Here is a 26,355-nt window from a genome sequence, read left to right on the forward strand (position 1 = left end):
CCTGATCGGACGGCGACGGCAGCGCATTCCGATCGAGCTTGCCGTTCACCGTGAGCGGAAGCGCCGCCAGCTGCACGAACGCACTCGGCACCATGTAGTCCGGCAGTCGCGCACTTAAGTGCGCCCGCAAGGTGCCCGCAACCCCGCCTCCATCGCCCTCGTCCGCGCCGGCCTCGGGCGCGCAGACCACATAGGCGATCAGATGCTTGTCGCCGGCGCCGTTGGGGGGGGGGGGGGGGGGGGGGGGGGGGGGGGGGGGGGGGGGGGGGGGGGGGGGGGGGGGGGGGGGGGGGGGGGGGGGGGGGGGGGGGGGGGGGGGGGGGGGGGGGGGGGGGGGGGGGGGGGGGGGGGGGGGGGGGTGCTCGCAAAGCCGCGCGACGATCTCGCCCGGCTCGATGCGGTAGCCGCGGATCTTCACCTGATCGTCGTTGCGGCCCAGGAACTCAAGATTGCCGTCCGGTAGATAACGTGCAAGGTCGCCGGTCCGGTACAGCCGATCGCCCTCGACAAAGGGACTGGCGATGAAGCGTTCGGCGGTCAGCTCAGGGCGGTTGAGGTAGCCCCGTGCCACCCCCGCCCCGCCAATGTAAAGCTCGCCGACCGCGCCGAACGGCACGGGCGCGCCATAGCCATCCAGCAAGTACACCCGAGTGTTGGCGATTGGACGCCCGACGTGAGGCATCTGGGGCCAACATGACGGATCAGCTGCAAGGTGGTGCTCGGAAATGACGCTGATTTCCGTGGACCCATATTGATTGATCAATCTCGCGTTCGGATGTGCTTCGAAGAACGCCCTGAGCAGTGGAGTGGCCTGCAATCGCTCGCCGGCAGTATAAAGCTCTCTTAAGGAGGGCAGCTGCACGCGCTGCGTGCTCCAGACTTCCGCAAAATGATTCAATGCCACGAACGGGAGGAAAAGCCGCTCGATCGCTTCCCGCTCTACAAATTCCAGCAGGTCGGAGAAGCGCCTCCGGGTCTCTTCCCGCACGAGCACAAGCACTCCGCCGTCCTTCCAACAGATGAACAATTCCTGGCAGGACACATCGAAGTTCAGGGTCGCGAATTGAAGTGTGCGCAGTTTTGACGTGCCAATCCCCGCAAGCGAATTCACAAGCGCGCCGTGGGACATTTCCACGCCCTTTGGGATTCCGGTTGAGCCGGAGGTATAGATGACATAGGCGAGATGGCGTGATGTGAGGCCAAGCGTGCTCGGGTCCGGGTTCGAAGCCGGCCGCTCGGCCCAGGCCGGGGTCGCCGTCTCCAGATCGACCACAGTCGCACCGGCCACGGCCTCCGCACCCAATGCCGTTAGACCGCCGGCATCGCAAAGCAGCAGTTTCGGGTCTGCATCGCCAACAATCTGCCGCAGCCGCGCCGACGGATAAGCCGGATCTAGCGGCAGATACGCGCCACCCGCTTTCAGGATCGCCAAGAGACCAACCACCATCGCCAGGCTGCGTTCGAGGCAGATCGCCACCGGCTGGTCCGGCTTGACCCCGAGCTCGATCAAATGATGCGCCAGCCGGTTGGCCCGCGCATTGAGCTCGCCATAGCTCAGTCTCTCTTTCTCATAGACCACCGCCACCGCTTCCGGTGCCTTTTGCACCTGCGCCTCGAACAGCTCATGGATACATCGCTCAAACGGATAAGGCGCCGTCGTCCGATTCAAATGCTCAAGTAGATACGCGCGTTCGTCGGCGGCCAGAATGTCTATTCGGCCGACAGGCTGCCCAGCATCGGCCATCACGCTGCGTAACAAAGTTTGCAAATGCTGCGTCATGCGGTCGATCTGCTTGGACGCTAATCGAGCGGCGTCAAAATGCCAGCGGAAGCTCCCATCCAGAGCGCGAACCTCAAAGGTCAGCAAATCGCCGCACAAGGCATGGCAAGCTATGTGGTTCGTCGTCAGATCGTCAGCGACGGCACAGCTCTCTGTCGTGATTGCAATACCAATCGGCCAAGGCTGGCGCGCCCGTAGCGCCTCCACTCCTCGCAATGTCGGGCAGCGCGCGATAAGATCTCGGGTAAAGCTAGCGTGCGCCCTCAGCTGAGCGACTTCGGCCGCTACGGTTTTGCGCACTTCTTCAAAATCGAGAGCAAGCTCAATGCAAACATCCATCGGCACGACGGAGGCCATTAAGAGTTTGGAGCCAGTTTGCAATCGGTCCCATGCGGGCTTCCATCCCAGTTGAAGCTCTTTTTGCCCCGTGATCCGAGCGAGATAGATCAGCCAAGCCGCTACCAAATATTCCGAGCGATCTTGTAGGGAAAGCTTAGCCAAACCGCCTGGGCTAAACCATGAACTCGACTGCCATCGGGAAGGCGCCGCAGCCACGGACGATGAGACGAAAGGAGGATGCAATCTGCTAAACTGCTCGAGCCGCCGTCGCCAAAACTCCTCCCCACGCGCCAGCCGTTCATGCGCGGCAGATATGCTCTGCTCCTGCTCATCGCTCAAGATCGGAAGGCGACTTTCTTGATTCACGCAAATCGCTCACATCGGTTCGGATCTGTTATCGGGTCTTGGCTGGTCCGCATTGATGTGACGAAACCCTTCGCCGAAGCAGATCACTCAATCTTCCTGCCAACCTTCCGCATCACCAAATAATATGGTGTCAGCAGTATCGCCGCAGCCACTCAACCGCGTCAGAGTTTCTGGCAAGCGTCCTCATCGAACGATTTCTCCTCTATGGCGCCCTTTAGACGATTACGCATGTATCGTGCCAAAGGTGAAATCGAGTGCAATCAGTGCGATAGCCACAGCACTGCTGTGTCAGCCGTCCAACAGCGTCGCCAGACATCGTACAACTGAGCGCGGTATCAATCGGCACAAGCCCCCGCCCGCCCGGTATTCCGGACAAGGGAAAATGGACCTGGAATGCCAAAGTACTTTGTCAGCTCAGCCTAACCGCATCGCGTGCGCCTTTCGTAAAAGGTCCGCGCGTGCGGTACGAGGCAGTGCTGGATCGCTCGAGTAAATGTTTCTCGCAATTAGCGGCAGTTCATATTGGATTGGCGCTTCTTCGCATCGCTCAATATGTGGAGCCTGCCGGGTCGCCCAGCTTGTGGCGCTCGGTCCCGGTGAGGGGCGGGTTGAAGATGCTCACGAGGATCATGTCGTTGTCCCGTCCCCCGCGCAGGAAATGCTTGTCATGCTTGTCAAGCACATACATGTCACCTTTGCGAATGGGAAAGACATTGCCGTCCATGTCCTCGACCTCGCCCTCTCCGCCGATGCAGTAGCAGGCTTCGAGATGATTCCGGTATTGCAGAAGCGAAACGGTGTTAGCGCGCACCACGGTGTGGCAGATGCTAAACCCCATGCCGTCCTTATCCGTCAGAAGGCGATGGCTAGTACCATTGCCCCAATCGACGAAGTGATCGGTTGCTTCGACGTCGCGCAGGCTACGCACAATCATGGTGTTCGATTGCCCGGTACAGGTTGAAGTGATTGATCTAAAAGCTGGAGGCCATTGTTCTGGCCCGGAACTGCGACCTCCCTGTCGCGCGGCCGACTGCGGTCTGTCGAAACAACCAACCGTCGGTCGCGGAGAGCCCGTGCAGCAGTCGCATGGGATCGACTACACGCAAAAGGCCTGCCATTTGTCCGACGGCGACCAGTGAAAATATCGGCGCGAGGATATTTCGCCGCCGAGCCCGATCGGCGCGTACCAACTTGATGCTTCACCTTTCGCGTGGTGCCGCCGCTTACCTTTGTATTCCCCAGAATGCTGCTGGAGATATTGCCGACGACGTAAACTGTCTCCAATCGCAGATTTGGCAAGTCGTTTCCTTCCTTGCTGTGCCTCTCGCCGCGAATAGGGTTCCGCAGCGTCTCAGCCAACAGAGCAAATCTCATGCCGTGGTCGCAGGCCGATGAAAGATGAAGTTGTGGCTGTCTCAGCTGGCTACGAGTGAGAACGATTTGGCTGGGCGTGTAGCCAATCTAACAAACTGCCGAGATATGGCCGAATACAAACAGGACCGGAGCGAGAATCGGTCGAACAGTGCTGCTTTCTAATCCGCTATGGGCAAATGATTGAGCACCTGATACCCGAGCCGACGAACTCACGTGCAGGTCAGCAGATCAGGTCCTGGGGCTCAGCCAGCAGCGGGCGGATATCATCGATTATTTGCCGGGTCGCGATCTCATGATGATGCCGCCGGCGAGAAATCGCGTCGTCCCGAATGCGCGTGTCGTTCGCGGCTCCGCGCCTAGCTTGCCGACATGTCCGTCCCCTTCGGAAGGCTAAACGCGAGCGGGAAGGTCTCGGCCGAAACAGACTCGAGGGCGGTCTGCTCTTCGGTGAGGCGCCTTTCAATGAACTGACGTTCGACATCCGACAGGTTCGACTTCAGCAGGCGAGAATAGCGGTGGATGTTGGTACGGTAAGCACGAATGCGGGCCAAATATTCATCGAGCATCCTGGACGCTCCTGAGGTCGTCGCAATCTCTACGAAGAGATATTCAGGCAAGCATGTCGTTGATCAACGCGCCGCCTGCCATCGCATCTCGGATACCGTTCGGCAGACGGAGACCATGCTGGTATCATTCCTTCCCCTAGCCAGCATTTCCATCGCGACGATCCGCAGCGTTTTTGGCGCGCCATACACTGTCTTTCTGCTCGGCTAGTCGCTCAAACAAAGCTGGACGCTTCTAAGGCGCAAGGAATAGGCGGTCACGCCCCCGGCGCCGGACGCTTGTCGCTAACAAGCTCGCCCGTCAGTTTCTCTCCCGACGAGCTGAACATCGTTCCCCGATGTGCTATACGCATCTTCGTTGAGAACAGCTTTGTTTGAGAGTTTCGATGTCTCTTTCGATTGAATTGATTGTCGACGGCTATGTGAAACTAAACAACCGCGGCGCGCTGGAGAACCTTCTGGCGCATCGTCGGGAGCTACTGCAGCAGTTGAACTGCGTTACCGGAGTTGATTCGAAACCAGCGATCGCTCAGGTCAGTCAAGACATCACAGTGATCGAAAGGGCACTTGCGGCGCTCGCAGAGGAGTAAACAGCAATGGCGCACCGGCTCGATGGCGCTCCGGCGTCGAACACTGAGTTCGCCCTTACTTCCGGATAAAGGCTACTAGCGCGACGCCTCACCGGCATCGTGACGCGCGAGGGTGCGTGCGCCAAGGCTTGGATGCGCTGCCTGTTGTGCGAGCTCTCTCGTTTCAACGATCGGCCTCGCAGCGCACAACGCGCCAACCGACTCATATCGGAGACTGCCGCGTCTTTGGAGACGTTAGGCCGCCATCGATTTGCGACCACGATACACCTCTGCGAGCTAGCCGGATCACTTTGCCGCAGGCGACGCGACGCGCGCGCGAACCTGGATAGCAGGCCAGGATCTTCAGCACTGTGACTTGGAAATTCACCTCAATGACAAGCCATGTCCTAGATCTATCGCCACATCGTTGGTGCTCTGGAAAGAGCTTCCTGACCGATCTGTTTAAGCAGATCGGGGCGCGTCTCACCTCTGGTGGTGGCCTCCAGGATTGTGGAGGCAACGTAGGTGCGGACGCCAGCGTCATATGGTGAGACGCTTTCGCAAACCTCATCCAGGATCTTGCGCAGAAGCGCGGTCGTGACACCGTCCAGCATTGGGAGATCTCCCTCATGCCATCGAGGAAGATAGTGAGCATTTGCTAGACCGCAACTCGATCGCTGATCCATTGCGGCAGCTCGCTTGATCGGCCTGCTTTTGTCTTCTCGTCGGCCTCCTCAGCTTAACAGACAAGCTTGCTAGAGCTCAGAGGCCAATGTGAGCGCCCCGCGATCATGCTCTGCGATTTTGTACGGCATGCTCGGCGATCTATTGCGCGCCGGACTGACTGGGCGGCTGCGGCAGGCCAATGCTCTGCCCTGCTCCGATGTCGTTTCATGAGACGGCACCTATCGTCTCCAAACCTGAGCGCTTGGCATCCTGGACCGTGGGAGGATTTCGCGATCAATTGTTGCGGTGAAGCATATCTTTTGACCAAAAAACAGCGCCCGCCCCACGTCTGGCGACGAAATCGGGCCAGGATCGGGCGCCCGCGCTCAGTGCCCCCTTGAGTCGCCTCTGGCCGCTCTTCAGGGAACTTCAGCTTTATGCAGCCTGACGAGATCGTCTGCGCGATCGCGAAATGGTCATGGGCGTGTGGATATTGATCCATAATCGCACGGATTGGCAGCACACGATCTTGAGCGACTCTCCTATGACAATTGCCCGCTTGCAGGCGGATGATATCGGCAGCGACTTGCCTTTTGGATATATAAGCCCGGTGTAGCTGAAGGACCCCAGCACGGATACACGAACGTCGCGTGAAAATTCATCGGGGGCGCTGCCGTAATGCAGGATTCGAGCGCGAGAGCGCGGCTCGTTGCATTAATCGATATTGCCATTTTGTTACAGTCTCCACCCAGAGCAAATCACATGCAGCCGGAGGCGGCATACTCCGCGGCCACATTGTTGGCGGCCATTACTGCAACTGAGCATAGCGGCGAGCGAGATGGCGTCGCTGAAAGGCGCCGTCGCATGCGCGAGCTGGGCGCAAGCCCTTTGCGGGGAGTAAGCCGCAACCAGCCTACGGCGGGCTGCGTGTGAAACGCTCCGATCTGACGCCGAGGTGCCTCGTTTAGGGAAGAGAAGCGACTGGGCTGTTCAGATTATCTGCTGTGTTTGTCGAATCGGAAAGGGAGCTACATGAATCATCCCGGCAACAGCTGTCGTCGCACACCATCTGTGATGGCAGACGGACAGCACGAGCTGGAGCGCTGCAAGCAGGAGATTGCGCGCCTCAAACAGCTGGTTGTACGACTTTCTGAAATTGCCTTGCGCGACGTCGTAATACGCGCGGAAAGCGGTCCGACCGTCCCGGAGTGTCTGAGCGAGCCGCCGAAGTCATAATACAGAAAGCGAACTCGCACTTGGCTGCTCTCGGCAGCGTGGGAGCAGCCCCGCCTCGCTCCACCCGTCAGCGGCAGAGCCAATCTCCAACCGACATCATGAGCTCGAGCGGTGGGGTAGTTGTTCAGCACGCAAAGGGCAGTTGCGGATCGCCTTCGAGAGTTCTTCCAGGATGTTGAGGATTTCAGGGCCGACCCATCCGGTTCGACTGTTTCTGAGCGCAATCACTTGCGGATCTGGCTGCGATGGCGATCAGGACAGGACTACGTTGTCGATCAACCGAGTGGAGCCGACGTACGCTGCGACACAGAGGACCGCCGGATAGCGCAGAGGGCTCTCGGCAATCCTTAGGGTCCCAGTGTCGACAAGCTCAAGGTACTGCAGTCGATCGACTCTTTCCAAATGCCTTCTTGCAAGCGCAATCAGCGTTGCGGCATCGCGCTCCCCTGAGGCAAAGTCATGCGCTGCGGCGAACAAGCCACGGCTGATCGCAAGGCTCCGACCACGTTCTTCCGGGCTGAGATAACGGTTGCGACTGCTCATTGCCAGCCCATCTGGCTCCCGCACAGTTGGCACAGTGACAATTTCGATCGGAAGATTCAGATCAACCGTCACGCGGCGTATCACAGCGCATTGCTGAAAATCCTTCTGTCCAAAGTACGCGACGTCCGGCTTCACCATGTTGAATAGCTTGCAGACGACAGTCGCTACACCACGAAAATGTCCAGGCCTGAAAGCTCCGCAGAGCGGCTTTGCGAGTTCGCCCGGCTCGACAAAGCTCTCAAATTGAGCCGGATAGATCTCCTCTGCACTTGGCGCGAAGATGATGGACACCCCGGCGCTGCGGCACAACGCTTCATCGCGCGCGAAGTCGCGAGGGTACCTGCTGAGATCCTCATTTGGGCCGAACTGAGTGGGGTTGACGAAGATGCTAACGACAGTGACGTCGCAGTGTCCCCGGCTAGCCGAGATCAGGGCCAGGTGGCCGTCGTGCAAGTATCCCATCGTCGGAACGAATCCGATGCGCTTACCGGCATTGCAAACGTCTGCAAGGGCGCGACGCAGCTCAGCGACCTTCGTAATGACTTGCATTTCTTACCTTGACGTTGAACTGGAGGGCACCCAGTTGGCGACGGCATCCCGAAGCTGATCAGGAAGCCGATAGCACTCCTCTGAGCCCGGGAATGCACCTTTGCGGATATCGGCAGCCCAGCGCGACAGCGCCTCCTGGAACAGCTGGAATCCATTTGTATAGGCACGAACGAATTTGGGGCGATGGCCTTCGGTTAGCCCCAAGACATCATGGAGCACGAGCACTTGGCCCGAGCAATCGGGTCCTGCTCCGATCCCGATGGTGGGTATCGTGAGAAATTCGGTCGCTCGCGCCGCGAGCTCGGCAGGAATGCCCTCCAGGACCAGCGCGAAGCAGCCGGCTTCCTGCAGACGGTACGCGTCATCGAGCAGCCGCAAGGCGGTATCCGGTGTCCTCCCCTGCACCTTGAAACCACCCATCACGTTGACGCTCTGCGGGGTCAGACCGAGATGTCCCATCACAGGAATTTCGCAATCGACCAAGGCGCGTACCATCTCGATGCGTTTGGCACCACCCTCGAGTTTCACAGCATCGGCGCCACGCTGCAGAAAACCTCCTGCATTGCGAATCGTATCCTCAGAACCGACATGAAAGCTCAGAAAGGGCATATCGGCCACAAGCAGGGCATGAGGCCTCGTGCGCGCAACAGCCTCCAGGTGATGATTCATCATGGCCACGCTGACGGGCAGCGTGTTGTCGAATCCTAGGCAGACGTTTCCAACGCTGTCGCCGACCAGGATGATATCGACAATGGGATCGGCGATGCGCGCCGCAACCGCATCGTAGGCGGTGGTCATCACGACACGCCGTCCTTTATCCTTCCACTGCTGCAGTGCCGGAATCGTGACACGCTCTAGAGGCTGCTCTGAACTGTGGCTCATATTGAATCCGCTCCCCACACATCCGTCGGCGCTTCCTAGAGAACGCGGGAGAAACCTGTCAATGGCATGAAGGATGGAGATCCCAGTTCCCTAGAACTCGAGAACAGCGCAAAAACGGTCCAATGGTCGCGCAACCATGAGCCAAGACCTTCCTCATCGCGATTTCACCACCGATGTCTCGTCTTCCCGTGCAATTTCAGCGGCTATGCCAGCCGCGGCCCCAACCGAGGAACGGGGCTCGCGACGAACGACCATCTGCACGCGTTTCCGGGGTGATTGCAGCCTCTCCATACGGTGACGGCTCGACCGGACCGAGCTGCAGATGCACGCAGTGGGGACTTCGTCTTTAGGGCACATCTCCGTGTCTGCCCCCTAGGGGTAGTCGTGAGACTCCTGCTTCGGCGCTGGCGCACCGAGCAAAGCAAACGGATGGCAGGCCAGGAACGTCCAAAGGTGACAGGCCGCCGTAAGCGCAGCGAGAGGCGCCGTCGAGTAGATGTCGTCGCGAAGGCGCTCAGACCGAGCCAGCCTGCTGGCCCTGTAGGCCCTGAAGTCGATAATTTTTGCCGATGTTTCTGTCACTTGATTTCCACGTGCTCTAGAGGGCCACTCGAATTCTCTGACCAGGGCCGTACCGGCACAACTCAGTCCATGCCTAAGCCGCTCGAAGCCATCGGAGCCATTTCTGATCGGCCTCCCGTCGAGCCTTGAAGCGGTTGACGCATTTCTTGGAGCAAAGAGCCGTTCGCCAGCAGTAATGGCGGATCAGCCCAAACTTTCCGCCGCATATCGCGCAGCATGTGGCTGAATGGTCGAGGGAATTACGGAAGCCAATGTGCATTCTCGCCTCCTGTCAGACATTTACTTGGGAAGCCCCACTGCCCTCTGAGCACAGCACCACGCGCGCACTAAAGGTGCGCCGCCCGGCGGGCCGTCTCCCTGGTTCTTGCAACCATCAAGAGCCTTGACTCTGATGTGCGGCTGTCTCGCGAAGCAGTGCTTTCCGCAGAAAGCCTCGCCGAGAATTTGCTCAAGATAATGGATTCCTCTGTCGTGATTAACGCAATTCACTCGACATTTGTGTCAAATGCTGCACCTTTCATGGCCAGCCCGCAGAATTGCTGCGGCAGTTGGATCGGAAGCGCTTAAGTGCTTAAAGCACGATCAGCCTGGGGGCCCTGGGGGCTGCATCCTCGTTGCACTATCAAAGGCCGCAATAGGGACACTTTCGCCTTCCAAGATCCTGTCACTGCAAATGATCGCACAGTCTCGTGCATCTCACATCAGCAAGTCAGCAGCGTCGCGGATGGCAGTATAGATTTCATCAAGGTCGGCCGCCGTAACGCAGTAAGGCGGCATCACGTAGATCGTGTTGCCGAGTGGGCGTAACAGCAGATTCCGCGCTTGGAAGAAAGCCAAAAGCTTCGGACCGATGTCCGCCAGATAGCCGACATCGCTCGTGTTGAGTTCAACCGCCGTGACTGTTCCTGTGCGCCGGACGTTTGCGAACCGTGAATCGGCGCGGAACGGCGCGAGCGCCTGTTCTTGCATGCTCGCCAAGGATGCCAGCCGGCAGCGATATTCCTGATCCTGCCATAGGTCCAGATTAGCCTTGGCGGCGGCACAGGCCACTGGATTGGCCGTATACGAGCTCGAATGAAAAAACGTACGCGTGCGATCTTCAGAATAATGCGCATCGAAAATATCGGCTCGACAGAGTGTGACGGCGAGCGGCAGCGCGCCAGCCGTGAGGCCTTTCGAATAGCAGGCAATATCGGGCGTGACATCGGCCTGTTCACATGCAAACAAGGTACCCGTCCGGCCCCAGCCTGTCATGATCTCGTCCGCAATGAACAGGACGTTGAAGACTTCGCAAATCCGCTTCATCTCTCTTAGCACCGAGGGAGAATACATTAGCATTCCACCGGCACCCAATATCAGGGGCTCCACGATAAAGGCTGCGGGATGTTCGTTTCGACAGGCGTTTTCAAGCGCATCGAGCGCTCTTTGCTCACAATCTCTTGCCGGGAACGGAATCGAGGTCACCTCGAACATCAGCGCCCCGTAGGCTGCATTGAAGATGCCTCGGCTACCTACCGACATCGCCCCGATCGTGTCGCCATGGTACGAGTGCTGCATCACCACAATTTTAGTTCGCTCTCTTCCGGTATTGCGCCAGTAGCCGAGCGCCATTTTCAGCGCGACTTCGACGCTGGTTGACCCGCTATCGGAGAAGAACACATGTTCGAGCGCGGGGGAGGTGACCTTCAATAGTTCCGTCGCAACTTGCTCAGCCGGGTCGTGAGTGTATCCGGCGAAGATGACCTGGTTGAGCTTGCCTGCCTGTTCTCGGATCGCGTTCACGATGCATGGATGGCAATGGCCGTGGGTCACGACCCACCAGGAGGAGATTGCATCGATAAGGCGTCGGCCATCTTCGGTGTAGAGATAAGCCCCCTCTCCCCGCAGCACCTTCGTCATGTCCCGCTGTAGAGCATGCTGCGTGAACGGGTGCCAGATCGGCGACCTCTTGGCTGTCTTCATAGGTTCAGGAAATCGCTGACAACAAAGGAGTCTTTAAAAGCGGCCTGCAGCCTATCGTCCGTGAGGGGAACAAGCCACGGGAGCCGTCCCAACCAACGCACTCTCCCGATCTCGCAAATCGCGCTTTCAGTTTCGGCGTTTCTTTCGCCAATGAACGCAACTCCGAGGATTCGGATCTGACGCTTGCGCAGAGCCTCTATGGAGAGCAGGGAGTGATTGATTGTGCCCAGTCCCGTCCTTGCGCAAAGCACGACGGGAAGCTGCCAGCGCTCGAAGATGTCGATGTAAAGAGTGCGCGCTGTCAGCGGTACCATGAGTCCGCCGGCGCCCTCGATCACGAGTTGCCGCTCGCCGCTGTCCGGCAGTCGAAACGTCTCTGTATCTATGCGAACGCCGTCGATCTCCGCGGAGTAATGGGGCGATGCAGGCGTCCGAAGTCGATAGAGCTCCGGGACAATCCGATCGGACGAGAGGCCACCGAGGCGGCGGATGCACTCGGAGTCGATCTCTTGTTCGAGTCCAGCCTGGACCGGCTTCCAGTAATTCGCGCCGAGAAGCCCGGCGAGCCCTGCGGAGAATACCGTTTTGCCGACCCCGGTGTCCGTACCAGTCACGACGATCCGCTTATTCATCAAAACGAGCCCCTCGTCACCTCAACCAGCGCATCGAGCATTGCGCGCACGTCCGCTTCCCCAACATTGAGTGTCAACGAGATTCGCAAGCGGGCGGTGCCTGCAGGGACGGTTGGCGGCCGAATTCCGCGGACATCGAAGCCGCGCGCCTGCAGAGCAAAGGCAAGTCGCATTGCATGAGCATTGTCACCTACGAGGTACGGTACGATCTGAGAGGTCGATGATGTGCGCAAACCAAGCGAGGTGATCTGCCGATGCGCGAACGCAACGAGTTTGGCCAGCCGTTGCTGCCGCTCCGGCTCTTTCTGTAAGGTGAGGAGTGCCTCTCGAACGGCAACGGCCATCAATGGTGATGGGGCGGTTGCAAAAATAAACGGACGGCAGCGGTTGACCATGAAATCGCGCAAGATGCCGGAGGCCGTAACAAGTGCACCCGCCGCACCGAGCGCTTTGCCGCAGGTATGAACGACGATGAGATTTTCGCGCCTGTTATAAGGGGCCGTGAGCCCTCGTCCCTGATGCCCGTAAACGCCTGTGGCATGAGCCTCATCCACGATCAGAAACGCGTCCTGGCGATCGGCGATTGCTACCAGCTCTTCGAGTGGAGCGAAGTCGCCATCCATACTGTAGAGACTTTCGGCCACAATCCAGACGCGGCCCGCCCCACCTTTGTATCGCCAGTCGCGAATCGCGTCTTCGACCGACTGGGGATCATTGTGCGCGTGAATTCGATGCTCTGCGCGACCGGCCCGCGCCCCCTCGTGAATACTGGCGTGCACCAGCGAATCGAGAACGAGCAGATCGCCGCGCTGCGGCAGCGTTGTCAGGAGCGCAAAATTTGCGATGTAGCCGCCTCCAAAGAAAAGCGCGGCCTCCGCGCCAAAGAACTGAGCCGCTTCCGTTTCGAGCCGTTCATGCTCCTCGCAATTGCCGCGCAGAAGCCGCGACCCGCCGGCTCCAACCGGAGTGCCCGCCTCGAGTGCGGCGACCATCGCCTTTTTGATGCACGAGGCGTTCCCGAGCGCCAGATAGTCGTTCGATGCGAAATCGATCCCCACACGCTGCTTGAGGCAGCGCAGCCGTTTATCTTCGTTCAGGGCATTCAACGCTGCGACGTAGGGACTAAGCCTAGCTGTTTGGATCGACCGCATTCATCACTCCGAGGATCGCATCAAATCACGCAAAAGATGCGTTGGCCGTTTAAGGAAGGATGGCCCGTTGGATTCAACTTGCCAGGATGCGATTGTCTCGGTCCACGCGCACAATGCGTGGCTTGAACATCTTTGCTTCGGCCTCGTCGAACGAGGCATATGCAACGATAATGATCTTGTCTCCGGGCATCGCCAGTCGGGCGGCCGCACCGTTCAGGCTTATCGTGCCAGACATCGGCGGCGCCTCGATCACGTAGGTGGCAAAGCGCGCGCCTGTTTCGACATTGTAGATTTCGACGCGCTCGTTGATCACCATTCCTGCTGCCTCCAGGAGCGTACGATCTATCGAGATCGAGCCTTCATAGTGCAGATCAGCTTCGGTCACTGAGGCGCGATGGATTTTGCCCTTCATCAAAGTTATCTGCATTTCTCACCTAGGCTGGATATAGGGGCAATTGCGCGCACTGCTTCCGTCAGGCGAGCCCGGACGTGATGCCGAGCCGGGCCAGCAGATCCGCGTCGCGATCAACTTTAGGGTTTTTGGTGGTCAAGAGCACGTCGCCGACGAAAATTGAATTTGTGCCAGCCAAGAAGCAAAGCGCCTGCAATTCATCGGTCATGTATTGCCGCCCGGCGGACAAGCGAACCACACTCCTCGGCATCATTATCCGCGCGGTCGCCAGCAGCCGGACGAGCGCGATCGGATCGGGAGGCTCCGCGGCGTCTTCCACCGGCACGCCCTCGATCTTGTTCCACAGGTTGATCGGCACGCTTTCGGGATGGTTGGGAAGATTAGCGAGCAGCACGAGCATACCTAGGCGGTCCTCGACGCGCTCGCCCATGCCGATAATGCCGCCGCAGCAGATCTTGATGCCGGCATCGCGCACATGCGCCAGCGTATCGATGCGGTCCTGCAGGCTGCGGGTGGTGATGATCTTGCTGTAAAACTCGGGCGAGGTGTCGACGTTGTGATTGTAGAAGTCAAGGCCGGCCTCGGCGAGGCGCGCGGCCTGCTTCGGTGTCAGCATGCCGAGCGTGACGCACGTTTCCATGCCGAGTCCCTTGACCGCGTTGACCATGTCGCAGACGGAATCAAGATCGCGATCTTTTGGCGTGCGCCAGGCCGCGGCCATGCAGAAGCGCGTGGCGCCGGCATCCTTCGCGCGCTGCGCGGCCGCAACCACATCGGCGCAACGCATCAGACGGGTCGCTTTCAGGCCAGTCTCGTAATGGGCGCTTTGCGAGCAGTAGCCGCAGTCCTCCGGACAACCGCCGGTCTTGATGCTGAGCAGGCTCGCAGTTTCGACGTGGTTTGGATCGAAGTTCTTGCGATGAACGCGCTGCGCCTGAAGCATCAGGTCGGCGAAAGGAAGGTCGTAGAGCGCCTTAGCCTCTCCGACGTTCCAATGATTACGAACCTGCGCCCCGTTGCTTGCTTCCTTCCGTTGGACTTGCGCAGCAGCATCCATAACCCAACCCCGCTCAATTGTAGATAATCTCGTGAATTATCTATAGTCATCGCTCTCAAAGAGATGCTAATCGAGCTGCCTCGCAAATGCACCGGATATTGCGGTAGATAATCTATGATCACGGCTGACAACAAGACGACGGTCGCGCGCATCGCGGACTCAATCGCTGAGCGCATTATCAGCGGCGCCTTGGAGCCAGGCGCGCCACTCCGTCAGGATCACGTTGCACGAGAATTCAATTCCAGCCACGTCCCGGTGCGCGAGGCCTTTCGGCAGCTGCAGGCACAACATCTAGTTGTCGCTGTGCCGCGTCGCGGTGTTCGGGTTGCCCCGCTCGATACCCGTTCAGTGAAGGAGATCGCCGAAATGCGCGCCGCGCTCGAGGTGGTGGCATTGCGCCATTCGGGGCCAAGGCTCACAACAGCTCATTTGGCTCAGATCGAGCTGGCCTTGATCGAAGGAGACAATGCAAAGACGATCGAGGAGTTTGAGATGGCCAACCGCGCCTTTCATCAAGCCTTGGTCGCGCCATGCGGAATGCCGCGTCTGCTCGCGAGCCTCGATGGATTGCAGCTTGCCAATTCTCGATTGGTGTTCGCGATGGCGCGATCGGTGGGCTGGCGACCGCGCTCCAATCAAGATCACCGCCTGATTCTGCAAGCCTTGCGAACGCGCAACGTCGATCAAGCCTGTAACCTGCTCACGCGGCACATTCAAACCATTGAGCGCCTTGCCCTTCCGGCGTCCTGAGCAAATCTGGCAAGCTTCATTGCCGATCGCCTACGATCGCAAGCGACGATCACGCGGCAGGCGACTAGCCTCGTTGCAACGGGCTCTATTCCCAGATAGTTATGGCCCCCCCTAGCGGCATCTCCACGGACGGCCATGATTCGTCACATCGTCTTCTTCAGCGCCAAGGACGAAGCGCATATCGACCAGATCATCGAAGGTCTTTCGCTTCTCACCACGATACCACATGCGCGCCGGCTTGAGGTTGCCCGCAACCGCAAGACCGATCAGCTCGGCAACGATATCGACATCGTGGTCTATGGTGAGTTCGACAACGAGACGGAGCTCGCAGCGTACAAAGCGCACAATCTCTACCAGGAGTCGATTAAACGGGTCCGACCGCTCCGCGAGATGCGGTTCGCGGCCGACTACGATGTATCAACAGATACCCCTTTCGCCTCCAGGGCAGGATGATCCAGGTGCTGTCGCAGCAAAACGTCCACCGCCGGGTTAACTTGGCAATGGCCCTCATGTTTCGGCCCATCGCAGATAAGCGTCATTCTCATCGGGTGGGGCGAAAGATGGAACGGCACTTCCACGACGTTAGCCGCCCGTGACCGATAACCCGATGTACGTTCGCGAGTTGCAGTGGGTTGAACCTGTCACAGCGATGCGACATCTTGGGCATCGAACGCATCTCACGTTTCTCGATAGCGCAGCAAGGCACGAGCTGCTTGGGCGCTACTCATATCTAACGTGCGACCCGTTCGGCACCTACAGGGTCGCGAACGGCCAAGCCAGTTGGAACGGACTGACTCTCAAGGCCGATCCATGGAAGGTCCTTCGAACGCTACTCGCGAAGTACCCGCAAGAGCATCGCCCCGATCTCCCGCCGTTCCAGGGAGGAGCGGCAGGCTACCTTGGCTACGACATGAACAGGACATTGGAGCGATTGTCTGCGCCAGCAATTGCCGGTCTGGGTTCGCCCCAATCCATCCTGCATTTCTATGACGTGGTCATCAGCTTCGACCACCGGGATAACAAATGCTGGATCGTCTCAACCGGATGGCCGGAGCAGAATCGCGTGCGACGGAGCGAACGAGCGCGTCATCGAGCCGACGAGTTTGCAGCATTGCTTGCCGGTCCAAAGGCGCCACAGAAGGGTTGTTCCAGCAAAGCGGGCGCATGGCACTCAAACTTCAGCCGCGAGAGCTACATTGCGGCGGTACAACGCGTGATCGACTTGATCCTGGCGGGTGACGTGTTCCAGACGAATATTGCGCAGCGTTTCAGCACCCGCCTGTCGACCTCGTTTGATCCGCTCGCCTTCTATTGCCAGCTTCGATCATTGAATCCGGCGCCTTTTGCGGCCCTGCTGCGATGGGGAAAGCTGACCATCGCATCAAGTTCGCCGGAACGATTCCTAAAGCTTGACGGGCGACAAGTCGAGACACGCCCCATCAAGGGCACGATCGCTCGTTCGCCTGATCCCAAGGAAGACCACCGCCGTGCGGCAGTTCTCCTCGCTTCCGAAAAGGATCATGCCGAGAACACGATGATTGTCGACCTTTTGCGTAACGATCTGTCACGCGTTTGCACTGCGCATTCGGTCGAGGTTCCGGCCCTATGCAATCTCGAGTCCTATGCCTCGGTGCACCATCTCGTGTCGATCGTTACGGGGACACTTGCCGGAAACGAAGACGCCGTTAGCCTGCTCCGTGCTTGCTTTCCCGGCGGCTCCATTACGGGAGCGCCAAAGCTGCGGTCGATGGAAATTATTACAGAAATCGAGCGCATAGCGCGAGAGGTCTATTGTGGGGCGATCGGCTTCATCGGCTTCAACGGGCACGTGGACACGAGTATTGCGATCCGCACTGTCACGATCGACGGCGGCCTGGCTGTCTTTCATGCGGGCAGCGGTATAACGGCCTTGTCGGAGCCCGAGGCCGAATACGAGGAAACGCTCGCCAAGGCAGAGCGAATCTTTGATGCATTTAGTTCTGAACCAGCTGGTGCGTTTTGATTGTCATCATCGATAATTACGATTCCTTCGTGTTCAACATTGCCCGCTATTTCCACAAGCTCAGTGAAGCAACGGAAGTGATCCGAAACGACGCTATCAGCATCAGCGAGCTCATTGGTCTCAACCCGCGCGCGGTGGTCATATCGCCCGGCCCCTGCACCCCAACTGAGGCAGGAATATCGACAGCAGTGGTTCGCGAACTTTCAGGACGCGTACCAATTCTCGGTATCTGCCTTGGACATCAGTGTATTGCGAGCGCTTTCGGAGGACGGGTGGCGCGTGCGCGTCGGCCCATGCACGGTCGGCGCTCATACGTTGCGCATGACGGCCGAGGGTTATTCAAGGCGCTGCCAACCCCGCTTGACGTCGGACGCTACCATTCTCTTATCGTCGAGCTTGATGAGTCATGTGCGCAGAACCTCATAGTGACAGCGCGTTCGGAGGAAGGCGAGATCATGGCCCTCACGCACGGCTATTATCCCACCTATGGGGTCCAGTTCCATCCCGAGTCGATACTTACCTCACAGGGGCACGTCCTGCTCATGAACTTCTTGCGACTCACAGAGGATTTCCGAAACCACGCGGCGCAATGAGAGGCTTGGCCTGCCGATCAAGATAGTGGACCGTTGATTTTCGACGTGGTTGGAAGGCGAAGCCTCATATGGCAGGCATTTTGTGGTCATCAGCGTTGTTCCGTGCTCGGCTCCGCAGTCAGCGGCCGGCTCCGACAGAAACCGGACCTTGCGGGTTCGAGGGCCGGACGTTTCTCTTGGCCGGCTTGGATGTGGTGCACAGGGGTGGCGAAGAAGCAGCAGGAGCAGGAGAAGCAACAGCCGCCGGATTCTGCAGCTCCTCCATCCTTTGGGTCAGGGCTGCGATGTGATCCGAGGATCCGCTTTAGCTCGGCTTGCTGCGCATCGACGTTGCGATTGAGCTCGGCAATTTCATCGGCCGTCTTCTGCAGCCCTGATTGGATCCCTAAAAGGACGCGTCCCTATCCTCAGGTGACAAGCCAAGCGCGGGAGGCACGACTTCGTGCGCCAGCGGCGCCTCGACAAACGTTTCGAAAAAAATAGGCTGCTCCGGCGCAAAGAACGAGCAATACGACTAGAGGAGCAAAGATCCACCGAAAGCCTTTCGACGGTCTCTGCAGGACCGGCGGCAACTCCGATGCTTGGGGTTGATCCGAATGTCGTTACACTTGTGCAACGGCGTGAGCTTCCAGGTCGGGAAGATTTCGGCCCAAGAGAGTGTTGATTTCGTCGACATCGAAAGTCGGCAGGCCAATCTCGTGAAAGTCGTGGTGACGTCGCACAGCATCAGACGATTGCGCGGCAGAGAGCGCGCGGTTGCCTCTGCAACCGCATCGGCAATATTTGGTGATTTCTTTGAGGGCACAGAAGTCGTCGACGCTCAGCCTGCCTCGCGCTGCTGCCGGAATGGCGCCCTCGCGAGCGCGGAGCTCGCGAATATGCTCCTCAATCTTGGCGGCATGTGCTTGCACGGCAGCGTTTAAGTTCACGCCTTGCGATCCAAGAATGAGCTCATGCAGGTTCTGTCGATGACCAGATTCAATATCGATACCGGAGCACACATTTTGAGCGACGAATGCGTCGTAAAAAATCGCTGTCTCGGGGAGCGTTGCGGACTACGCTTCATTTTGGAGTCGCAGGACGCCCCGTTCGCAATGCTTACGACGATGTGCGGATTGTGAGTTGCGGTGAGACGCTTGCGCTCCGTAATGTATACGGGATTCCCGTCTCCCAGAGATCGGAGAACGGCCGCCAGCGTTGTCTTACCGCGGCCGTTTTCGGCGAATACCAGTGTAATCTTGGAGAACGGGAGCTGCCCTCCCGCGTTGACGGAATCGACCTTGCCAACATTCCTCAGCAGCCGAATACGCTCGACCACAGCCATCGCCCCATATAATAGAAGAACAACCGCAAATACCAAAAGCGTCAGGTACACGGAGTCGCGATTGCGGAAGAGCGGCGGCACTAACTCACGGTCCTTGGCCAACACTTGCTGGTCCGACCAGTCGCCTTGACCGACAGAATGTAACAACGACTGGTGTTGCGCTGCTGTCCGCTCCCAGGAGCCGTGATGGCCGCCATCGGCTCGACACTCTTACGATCGCAAGGCATCATCAGACCGGTACAGTAATCGCGAAGCGGTTTGGCTCGGCCTGCGTGCCCGATCACGCTCGTAAGACCCTCAACATATGCCGAAAACCTCGACGCGACGTCCCCCCATCTTGCCAGACGCATCTCAGCCTCTCAGCATGCTGAAAAAGATGAGTCTTCTCAAATATGTATGAATCTTCTCGGTAAAAGCCGCGACACTCTGATTCAGTAAGACTACGCAGTAGTGAGCCGGCAGTGGAAGCCGCGCAATGTCGATGGGCAGCGCTCGGCCGAATGCCTCAGGCGCGCCGTGACTTTGTCGTCGACTGGGTCTTTGCCATGGCAACTAGGCCCAAGAGCAGCTTGGCCTCCTTGCGAGCGAGCTCTGGTGTCCAAGGGCACCGTGAGGGCCGATGGTGACGAAGCGGTGCCAACCGAACGCTGGGCACTTGAGAACGTATGTCGCTTTGTCGCGTTGACGTTTACGGCGGGAAACGGCACGTCTTGATCATCCGTATGGAGCGATACCGGATACGGTTGATGACGAAGACTAAAGGCATATCTAAAGCCTGTACGTATAAACGTCGTACGATGCTGTTGGGCAGTAGCTTCTTGGGTAGCGCGTTTTTCGGGGGGGGTTACGGTGCCTACACCCAATCGGCCGCAGCGCAAGGTTGCCATGGTGTTGAAGGCGGCCGACTCTCCCTTCGTCGTTGGGTGCACACAAGACGGCATTACCTCCTTGCGTTATCGTAACGATGTGTATGACACGGATTATGTTCTGCCTGGAGCCGCGCTGGGGACGGCTCACGCTAGAGTTCGGCGTGCCGGATCCGAGTGGCATACGCTTCGAACCGGCGTTGATGCAACGAAGCCGATGCATAGCGCGGCCCTTGAACTAGCAGCCCGCGATGCCGACGTCCTTCTCACGACCCGCCTCGCAGTCGACGAGGCTGGATTGACGTGGGAGATCATGCTGCGGAACGACGGCAAGGCGAGCGTGGAGGTTGGCGACCTCTATTTGCCCATGCCGATGAACACCGAATTTCCGGCAGGGCAACCGGTATCGCTGGCGGTTTTGAAGCACAGCTTCGTCTCAGGGCATGGATCGCACATCTTCTGGATTCGCGGCAACAGCACCGGTCCCTTCCTCATGCTCTTACCGGAAGCGGACACGTCACTGGAATATTGGGATGTCCACAACGATTCGGCCGAAGCCAGTGGGACGTGGTGCGCCTACATCTTGGGCGGGGCGGCTGCCGGCGAGTCAGTGGCGGGCGGGACTCGCTGGCGACAGCCGACCCATTCTCTGTCCCTGCCGCCGGCCGAGCAACGGCGCTACCGTCTCCGCTTCCAGTGGGTTGCCGATTACGAAGCGGCGCGCAGGGCCATCGCGGACGCCGGTCTGGTGGACGTGGAAGTAATGCCGGGCATGACGGTTCCCAATGACCTGCATGTCGACATCGCGCTCGCGTCCTCCATTCCGGTGGAGCGAATCGAAGCGGAATTTACCGGCGACACGGTGGTACAACGGTTGCCGGATCGGGCTGGCAGGCGCCTGTGGCGGGTTCGCTTTTCGCGATTGGGCGAGAACCGGCTGACCCTGCACCAGCCGGGTGCGCGCCAGACCTTTCTTGAATTCTTCGCTACCGAGCCCGTCGAGACGATGATGAAGAAGCGCGCAAACTTCATCGTGAAGCGGCAGCATCGTAACCCGTCCAAATGGTACGACGGTTTGTTTGGCGAGTGGAATATGGAGACCCAGGTCCTGCTTGGCCCGGACAATTACGACCGGATCAAGGGCTGGCGCATCTACGAGGTGACGTGCGACGATCCCGGGCTGAGCAAGCCCGCTTACCTCGCGACCAAGAATGCCGAGCATCCTGATGTGGCGGAAGTGGCGGCGCTGGATCGGTATATAGATACGTTCGTCTGGGGCGGGCTGCAACGTACCACACAGGAGGCATACGCCTACGGCCTCTACGGCATACCCGATTGGAAGCAGAACAGGGAAAGCAGCGATCCCGGCCCAAAGGGTCGCCTGCATATCTGGCGGCCTTATGACTATCCGCACATCTTCGCGATGTATTTGGCCATGCACCGCATCGCGCGTGACCATCCCGCGATACCCACCCGCCAGAGCGCACGAGATTATTTGGTACGCGCCTACGGTACGGCGCTGGCCATGTTCACGGTGCCGAAGCGCGTGGTAATGTGGTCTGCCTACCGCACCGGCTTCTACAACGAATGTGTGATCCCCGAACTGGTCTCGGCGCTCACGACGGCGGGCTTGACGCGCGAGGCGGCGACGTTGGAGGCGCACTGGGCGCGTAAGGTGCGCGCCTTCGTCGATCCGAAGGCGGACCTGTTCGCGTCTGAATATCCGTTCGATTCCACAGCCTTCGAATCGACTCAGGCACTGGCGCGCTCGGCCCTTGACGACCCTGTCGCCATGGGGGTTTCGAAGGCGGCAGCGCGTGCCTTCGCGGAGCGTCAGATTGCTGCAAATCTGTTCTGCCGTGGCTGGCTGGAACCTGCTTATTACTACCTGGGCAGCGATTATCGCGCCACTGCGGGCGACGCCTATACGCTGACTTACATGGCGCAGATGGGTGGCTGGGCGCTGCTTGATCATGCGCTTAACGATGCAGATGACCCACATCCGCTCCTTCGTCTCGGCTATGCGTCACAACTCAGCGCGTGGGCTTTGCTGAACAGCGGCCCTGCGTCGGCGGGTCATGGCTATTGGTATCCGGGCGAGGAGAATGACGGCGCGGCCGGTGGCGGCTTCGAGCCGGCGCCGAGCGGGACCACATGGCTCGGTCAGCCGCATCACCGTGGATCGTGGTATTACTCGTGCGAGATCGACCTGGGATTTTGTGGGGCGGTCCGCGCTGCTGCGACGATCGTTGCCGACGATCCCATCTTTGGGCAGGTTTGTCACGGTGGCATCACGGAGACGTTCGCTCACACCCTGCGTATCTGGCCACGTGATGGCGTGCGGCGACGGCTCAACGTGCGGCTCCAGTCTCTCCGATTGGACTTGGTGCTGCTCGACGCCCGATTCCGGGCGGATCGACCGATCATTCTGAATTTGGGGGAGGGGTGGATCAGCCTTACGCCTGAGCCCTTTGCCCCATCTGCATCGGGAGTGTCGTTCGAATTGCGGTACGATGACGGGAGAAAGCGCACGGAAGTCGTCGACATCACGGACGGCCAGCTCGTCGTCCGCTTGCCTGGGGCGCGCTTACCGCGGGTTCAGGGCCGCTAGACTCTAGTGTTGCCGATTATGGGGTGCGATCGGCACTTATGGCCTGCTGTTCCACGCGGCTTCCGAGGCGATGACGATCATCCCCCCAAATCCCGAGCATCTCGGCGCACGTATCCGCATCACCGCGGTGCTGCATACCTCGGGTTCGGCGATAACCCACCATCCGCACATCCACATGATCGTGCCGGGCCCAGGGGCGCCGAGTTGATCGCCGCTAAATGAGCCGACAGCCGCAAGGTCACGCAGATCGCTTTCAAGCCCGACTGGACGAAGCACGCCAGGGCCGCTCCGTTCAAACGCAAAGATGCGATCCTGGAGACGCTACCCATCGGCGTGATGCACTTCCCCGGCAGCGAAATCTAGGACAATCTCGCCGACAAGGCCAAGAAGCTGGGAATTCCGGTCTGAAGGTTGGGCGGTGCATCGCGCCGCTTTCGCATCGACGCGTGATATACATGAACCGGAGAGGCGGATCGCCACCTTTACGCAAAAACATCTTTCGGTCCGGCTCGCCTATCACGGCGATCCGCGCCGCACGGGCATAGTGCGCTAACTCCGCCTCGTTCTCGATCATTTCGTCGAGCAGCGGCTTCATGTCGCTTTGGTCTGATGCCGATTTAAGCGGCCCCGGCAGCTGATCGATCGCCAACACGGCAATGGCGAGCGCCTTCCTCACCAGATGCGAGTCGTGCCCCGTGACTGCCGCCATGGCGCTTATCGATTGACCGGCCAAGTTTTGCGGCCCTCCTCATCGGAAATCCAGTGCGCATGCGCCGCATGCCTTGAGGATCGGATGCTCAATCGTAAAGACAAAATGCCCGTCAGGAACCAGTCCTTTGCGGATCACATGCACGAGGCGGCCAAATTCCTGAATATAGTGAAAGGTCAGCGCGCTATAGGCGCGGTCGAAAGCCGTCTCAGGTAGGTCCAGCGTGTCGAGATCGGCGATGCGATACTCGATGGCCGTTCCGCTGTGTCTCTCCTGGCCACGCTCGATCATGTTTTGCGACAGACCCAGAACCCAGGCCGCGCCCTGCTCGCGCATCCAGCGCGAGGCCCAGCCGAAGCCACATCCCAGATCGACGACACGTTTCCCGCCCAGATCGGGCAGCATAGCCCGGATCGCGGGCCATTCAGGGGCGCCGTCCAGCCCATGCACCTGTCCGGGCAACTGGCTGTAGCCAGCGAAGAAATCGGGATCGTCGTAAATATTCTGCGCCTCTACTCGGCTTTCGCTCTGCCTCGGACGGTTCCTGCAGATCAAAACAGAATTGTCGCGGTGGGCTGCGAGGCGTCATGATCCTACTCAAATCAAGCTACACAAAAGGCATCTTGAATTGGCCGGACTTCTCGCGCCGAAAACGAAAAACCCCGGCATGAAAGCCGGGGCTCCCGTGATGCCACGGCGTACATCCGGCCGCGACAACCAAGCGACAGTTAGCACGCGGTTTTCGAAGAAAATGTGACCTTCGCGTCGTCGTTCTTGAATATCGGTCGATTTGTACTTCGCACGACGATAACGCCGGGCATTGTATTTCTGTCCAAGACCCACGACCAGGCGAGACAACGGATTCCTTGCCACTTCGCGCAGAGACTTGCCGAAGGGTTCGTTGATTGATTTGGACCGATACTCTGTGGAGTGACCCAGAACGCGTAATCGCCGGAGTGACCTGTGAGAGCCTCGTCCCCAACCCGCAGGGGCAAGGATATCGTCTGAAGACTAGAGCGGCGTCAAAATGAAGAGTGCTCTCGATGAGACCGCTCGGGAGCACAGATCGATCTCAAATATCTTCGAAGCGACGCAGCCGTTCCAGCACTGTCTTTCCATCTGTTGAGGCAGCAAGGCTTCTGGTAGCCAAAGTGAGACCGGCGCATCGTGCGCTTCGGCCCATGACACCGCGTTAGCCAAGTATTGCTGGGCAGTGGCCGCGCGGCTGTCGGTATTGAGACAATGTCAGCAACTTGGCGATACACGCCGCGACGAAGTGCCTGCAAAGCCTGCGAATTCAATTCGGCACGCGACTTGCTCTCTTTGCGGCATCATCACCAACCGCAGTGCGATGGTCTTCGGGACGGATTCGGCGCCTGTCGCTGTTAGCGTCTGCTCCGACCCGACGGTTTGCTGCGGCGATAGCTTATGGACGCTCGGTTATGGACCGAGAAAATGCAGGGGACGTGTTGAATGCGATCTGGAGTTCTTCTTTTGGGGGCCACGACAATTGCGCTCGTCGCAAGTGGTGCCGGCAATGCGGCAGACTTTGAGCCGGAAGTGAAACTGCCACCGGCGGTGTGGAATTGGTCCGGAGGCTATATTGGCGGACACGTCGGCGGCGGGTACGGCCAAACCTCCTTCAGCAATCCCTACGGCCCGTCAATCTATGGCGGCATCGTCGATACGCCGACGTTCCTCGCAGGTGGCCAGATCGGCTACAATTGGCAGAAGAACGGCTGGGTGTTTGGCGTCGAACTCGATGCCAGCGGTGCTGTGTCCGACGGCACAAATACCTGCCTCGCGTCGTCCGGCTTTGTCGTGAGTGCAAACTGCAAGGCAGGTCCGAACGTCTTTGCCACCGCGACCGGTCGTGTCGGTTACACGTTTGGCGCGTCGGGTGGCACACTGGCCTATCTCAAGGGAGGCGTGGCTTGGCAAAACAATCGGGGCGACGTCGTCAATAACTACGAGTGGGGCCTATTGCCACAGGAGAAAACCCATTTTGGCTACGGTCGCATCGGCGGCATCATCGGGCTGGGCCTCGAGCAAGCGCTTACGCCCGCATGGTCGGTCACAGCTGAGTATGACTATCTGAATTTCGGCGGCCCGAGTGTCGCGACACCTCCGACGGAGCAGGGTCCGCCGTTCGCAATTGTTCCGGCGAACACAACGAGCCCATCCAGCAACTATCACATCGGAAAGATCGGTTTGAATTACCATTTTGGCGCCGACCCATGGACGGCGCAATGGTCCTATGTGCCGCTGTACGCGAAAGAACCCGCCGGTACGCCGCCGATTGCTTACACGGCCGATTGGTCATTCGAAGGGGGCTCCCGGCTCTGGCTCAGCCGGGGACGATTCCAATGGAACGCCAGCGGTTTGCGCGGTGCGCCCGGCGGCATCGGTACTATAGATCCTAACATTCTTGTATCAAGGCTCACCTACCACGGCCTGGACGGACTTTCCGGGGAGCTATTTGGCCGTGCCGACAGCCCGTGGGGAGTGTTCCTGAAGGGCAACATTGGCCTTGGGCGCTTCGATAGAGGAAACGAAAACGATGAAGATTGGAGCCTCCGCTCGGGAACGATAACGCTGCCCTACGTCAACTCGGTATCAGACCAAGCAAACGGGAGGTTCAGCTATTACACCGCCGATGCGGGTTACGATTTCCTTCGCGGCGCTAACTACAAGGTTGGGGGATTTATCGGTTGGCCTATTGCGACCAGAGCTCCGACTCGACCGGATGCGTAGAAACGGTTAACCCCCGAAGGCCATGTCTTGCGAGAGGCGACAGGATCGTTGGCAGCCAGAATACTCAGTGGAATGCACCTCGG

At 59.0% G+C, this 26,355-nt stretch carries 20 protein-coding genes and 4 pseudogenes; 11 read left to right on the plus strand and 13 right to left on the minus strand.

Annotated elements, in window-relative coordinates:
- The coding region (locus ACM42_RS01655; protein ID WP_271526394.1) for an amino acid adenylation domain-containing protein at positions 1 to 1,606 on the minus strand (1,606 nt) is incomplete at its 3' end.
- Positions 1,607 to 2,356: 750 nt separating this feature from the next.
- Here ACM42_RS01655 and ACM42_RS01660 point away from each other — a divergent pair.
- Complete coding sequence (locus ACM42_RS01660; RefSeq protein ID WP_271526395.1) at positions 2,357 to 2,608, plus strand: hypothetical protein; 252 nt, start codon at positions 2,357 to 2,359, stop codon at positions 2,606 to 2,608.
- Positions 2,609 to 3,032: 424 nt separating this feature from the next.
- Here ACM42_RS01660 and ACM42_RS01665 read toward each other — a convergent pair whose 3' ends face one another.
- Together ACM42_RS01665 and ACM42_RS01670 are read right to left on the minus strand one after the other, a co-directional pair.
- A complete protein-coding gene (locus ACM42_RS01665; RefSeq protein ID WP_271526396.1) occupies positions 3,033 to 3,419 on the minus strand; it encodes an ectoine synthase in 387 nt (128 codons plus the stop codon).
- A 796-nt stretch (positions 3,420 to 4,215) separates the two neighbouring features.
- On the minus strand, positions 4,216 to 4,425 hold the full coding sequence (locus ACM42_RS01670) for a hypothetical protein (protein ID WP_271526397.1): 210 nt from the start codon (positions 4,423 to 4,425) through the stop codon (positions 4,216 to 4,218).
- 383 nt (positions 4,426 to 4,808) lie between these two features.
- Here ACM42_RS01670 and ACM42_RS01675 point away from each other — a divergent pair, with 383 nt between their 5' ends.
- Positions 4,809 to 5,012 (plus strand): hypothetical protein, encoded by a 204-nt coding sequence (locus ACM42_RS01675; RefSeq protein ID WP_271526398.1) that lies wholly within the window; start codon positions 4,809 to 4,811, stop codon positions 5,010 to 5,012.
- A 392-nt stretch (positions 5,013 to 5,404) separates the two neighbouring features.
- Here ACM42_RS01675 and ACM42_RS01680 read toward each other — a convergent pair whose 3' ends face one another.
- The 8 genes from ACM42_RS01680 to bioB form a co-directional block, all read right to left on the minus strand.
- Positions 5,405 to 5,605: a hypothetical protein gene (locus ACM42_RS01680; RefSeq protein ID WP_271526399.1), complete on the minus strand. Its 201-nt coding sequence runs from the start codon at positions 5,603 to 5,605 to the stop codon at positions 5,405 to 5,407.
- A gap of 1,540 nt (positions 5,606 to 7,145) precedes the next feature.
- Complete coding sequence (panC, locus tag ACM42_RS01685) at positions 7,146 to 7,985, minus strand: pantoate--beta-alanine ligase (RefSeq protein ID WP_271526400.1); 840 nt, start codon at positions 7,983 to 7,985, stop codon at positions 7,146 to 7,148.
- 3 nt (positions 7,986 to 7,988) lie between these two features.
- Positions 7,989 to 8,867 (minus strand): 3-methyl-2-oxobutanoate hydroxymethyltransferase, encoded by an 879-nt coding sequence (panB, locus tag ACM42_RS01690; RefSeq protein ID WP_271526401.1) that lies wholly within the window; start codon positions 8,865 to 8,867, stop codon positions 7,989 to 7,991.
- A 1,278-nt stretch (positions 8,868 to 10,145) separates the two neighbouring features.
- Positions 10,146 to 11,411, minus strand: coding sequence for an adenosylmethionine--8-amino-7-oxononanoate transaminase (locus tag ACM42_RS01695; protein WP_271526402.1), 1,266 nt, complete (start codon positions 11,409 to 11,411; stop codon positions 10,146 to 10,148).
- Positions 11,408 to 12,043 (minus strand): dethiobiotin synthase, encoded by a 636-nt coding sequence (gene bioD / locus ACM42_RS01700; protein ID WP_271526403.1) that lies wholly within the window; start codon positions 12,041 to 12,043, stop codon positions 11,408 to 11,410. The genes ACM42_RS01695 and bioD overlap by 4 nt, the downstream gene beginning before the upstream one ends.
- Positions 12,043 to 13,194, minus strand: a complete 1,152-nt coding sequence (locus tag ACM42_RS01705) for an 8-amino-7-oxononanoate synthase (RefSeq protein WP_271526404.1) — start codon at positions 13,192 to 13,194, stop codon at positions 12,043 to 12,045. The genes bioD and ACM42_RS01705 overlap by 1 nt, the downstream gene beginning before the upstream one ends.
- 73 nt (positions 13,195 to 13,267) lie before the next feature.
- On the minus strand, positions 13,268 to 13,621 hold the full coding sequence (panD, locus tag ACM42_RS01710; protein ID WP_128948109.1) for an aspartate 1-decarboxylase: 354 nt from the start codon (positions 13,619 to 13,621) through the stop codon (positions 13,268 to 13,270).
- Between the two features lie 46 nt (positions 13,622 to 13,667).
- Entirely contained in the window at positions 13,668 to 14,663 is a 996-nt protein-coding gene (gene bioB, locus ACM42_RS01715; RefSeq protein ID WP_271526405.1) for a biotin synthase BioB, read from the minus strand.
- A 114-nt stretch (positions 14,664 to 14,777) separates the two neighbouring features.
- Here bioB and ACM42_RS01720 point away from each other — a divergent pair, with 114 nt between their 5' ends.
- From ACM42_RS01720 to ACM42_RS01740, 5 genes are all read left to right on the plus strand, one after another.
- A complete protein-coding gene (locus ACM42_RS01720; protein WP_271526406.1) occupies positions 14,778 to 15,413 on the plus strand; it encodes a GntR family transcriptional regulator in 636 nt (211 codons plus the stop codon).
- A 135-nt stretch (positions 15,414 to 15,548) separates the two neighbouring features.
- Positions 15,549 to 15,866, plus strand: a complete 318-nt coding sequence (locus tag ACM42_RS01725; RefSeq protein ID WP_271526407.1) for a Dabb family protein — start codon at positions 15,549 to 15,551, stop codon at positions 15,864 to 15,866.
- Positions 15,867 to 16,005: 139 nt separating this feature from the next.
- Positions 16,006 to 17,415 (plus strand): aminodeoxychorismate synthase component I, encoded by a 1,410-nt coding sequence (gene pabB / locus ACM42_RS01730; RefSeq protein ID WP_271526408.1) that lies wholly within the window; start codon positions 16,006 to 16,008, stop codon positions 17,413 to 17,415.
- Positions 17,412 to 18,008 (plus strand): anthranilate synthase component II, encoded by a 597-nt coding sequence (locus ACM42_RS01735; protein ID WP_271526409.1) that lies wholly within the window; start codon positions 17,412 to 17,414, stop codon positions 18,006 to 18,008. Before pabB ends, ACM42_RS01735 begins: the two co-directional genes overlap by 4 nt.
- A gap of 620 nt (positions 18,009 to 18,628) precedes the next feature.
- Complete coding sequence (locus ACM42_RS01740) at positions 18,629 to 18,931, plus strand: hypothetical protein (protein ID WP_271526410.1); 303 nt, start codon at positions 18,629 to 18,631, stop codon at positions 18,929 to 18,931.
- 473 nt (positions 18,932 to 19,404) lie between these two features.
- Here ACM42_RS01740 and ACM42_RS01745 read toward each other — a convergent pair.
- Positions 19,405 to 19,682 (minus strand): annotated as a pseudogene (locus tag ACM42_RS01745) (transposase); the annotation flags it as partial.
- Positions 19,683 to 20,415: 733 nt separating this feature from the next.
- Between ACM42_RS01745 and ACM42_RS01750 the strand changes: the two are divergent.
- From ACM42_RS01750 to ACM42_RS01760, 3 genes and pseudogenes are all read left to right on the plus strand, one after another.
- Complete coding sequence (locus tag ACM42_RS01750; RefSeq protein ID WP_271526411.1) at positions 20,416 to 22,809, plus strand: DUF5695 domain-containing protein; 2,394 nt, start codon at positions 20,416 to 20,418, stop codon at positions 22,807 to 22,809.
- 91 nt (positions 22,810 to 22,900) lie between these two features.
- Positions 22,901 to 23,005 (plus strand): annotated as a pseudogene (locus ACM42_RS01755) (transposase); the annotation flags it as partial.
- Positions 22,999 to 23,217: pseudogene (locus tag ACM42_RS01760) on the plus strand (SLOG family protein); the annotation flags it as partial. The pseudogenes ACM42_RS01755 and ACM42_RS01760, both read left to right, overlap by 7 nt.
- Before the next feature lie 309 nt (positions 23,218 to 23,526).
- Here ACM42_RS01760 and ACM42_RS01765 read toward each other — a convergent pair.
- Positions 23,527 to 24,070, minus strand: a pseudogene (locus ACM42_RS01765) (class I SAM-dependent methyltransferase); the annotation flags it as partial.
- A 921-nt stretch (positions 24,071 to 24,991) separates the two neighbouring features.
- On the opposite strand from ACM42_RS01765, the gene ACM42_RS01770 reads away from it, so the two are divergent.
- Positions 24,992 to 26,272: an outer membrane protein gene (locus ACM42_RS01770; protein ID WP_271526412.1), complete on the plus strand. Its 1,281-nt coding sequence runs from the start codon at positions 24,992 to 24,994 to the stop codon at positions 26,270 to 26,272.
- The last annotated feature ends 83 nt before the right edge of the window (positions 26,273 to 26,355 follow it).

Source organism: Bradyrhizobium sp. CCBAU 25338 (genome assembly GCF_028128965.1).
Lineage (GTDB): Bacteria > Pseudomonadota > Alphaproteobacteria > Rhizobiales > Xanthobacteraceae > Bradyrhizobium > Bradyrhizobium liaoningense.

Coding starts and splice junctions, on each gene's coding strand:
- ACM42_RS01660 (WP_271526395.1), top strand. CDS start 2,357: ATGCAATCTGCTAAACTGCTCGAGCCGCCGTCGCCAAAACTCCTCCCC.
- ACM42_RS01665 (WP_271526396.1), bottom strand. CDS start 3,419: ATGATTGTGCGTAGCCTGCGCGACGTCGAAGCAACCGATCACTTCGTC.
- ACM42_RS01670 (WP_271526397.1), bottom strand. CDS start 4,425: ATGCTCGATGAATATTTGGCCCGCATTCGTGCTTACCGTACCAACATC.
- ACM42_RS01675 (WP_271526398.1), top strand. CDS start 4,809: ATGTCTCTTTCGATTGAATTGATTGTCGACGGCTATGTGAAACTAAAC.
- ACM42_RS01680 (WP_271526399.1), bottom strand. CDS start 5,605: ATGCTGGACGGTGTCACGACCGCGCTTCTGCGCAAGATCCTGGATGAG.
- panC (WP_271526400.1), bottom strand. CDS start 7,985: ATGCAAGTCATTACGAAGGTCGCTGAGCTGCGTCGCGCCCTTGCAGAC.
- panB (WP_271526401.1), bottom strand. CDS start 8,867: ATGAGCCACAGTTCAGAGCAGCCTCTAGAGCGTGTCACGATTCCGGCA.
- ACM42_RS01695 (WP_271526402.1), bottom strand. CDS start 11,411: ATGAAGACAGCCAAGAGGTCGCCGATCTGGCACCCGTTCACGCAGCAT.
- bioD (WP_271526403.1), bottom strand. CDS start 12,043: ATGAATAAGCGGATCGTCGTGACTGGTACGGACACCGGGGTCGGCAAA.
- ACM42_RS01705 (WP_271526404.1), bottom strand. CDS start 13,194: ATGCGGTCGATCCAAACAGCTAGGCTTAGTCCCTACGTCGCAGCGTTG.
- panD (WP_128948109.1), bottom strand. CDS start 13,621: ATGCAGATAACTTTGATGAAGGGCAAAATCCATCGCGCCTCAGTGACC.
- bioB (WP_271526405.1), bottom strand. CDS start 14,663: ATGGATGCTGCTGCGCAAGTCCAACGGAAGGAAGCAAGCAACGGGGCG.
- ACM42_RS01720 (WP_271526406.1), top strand. CDS start 14,778: ATGATCACGGCTGACAACAAGACGACGGTCGCGCGCATCGCGGACTCA.
- ACM42_RS01725 (WP_271526407.1), top strand. CDS start 15,549: ATGATTCGTCACATCGTCTTCTTCAGCGCCAAGGACGAAGCGCATATC.
- ACM42_RS01750 (WP_271526411.1), top strand. CDS start 20,416: ATGCATAGCGCGGCCCTTGAACTAGCAGCCCGCGATGCCGACGTCCTT.
- ACM42_RS01770 (WP_271526412.1), top strand. CDS start 24,992: ATGCGATCTGGAGTTCTTCTTTTGGGGGCCACGACAATTGCGCTCGTC.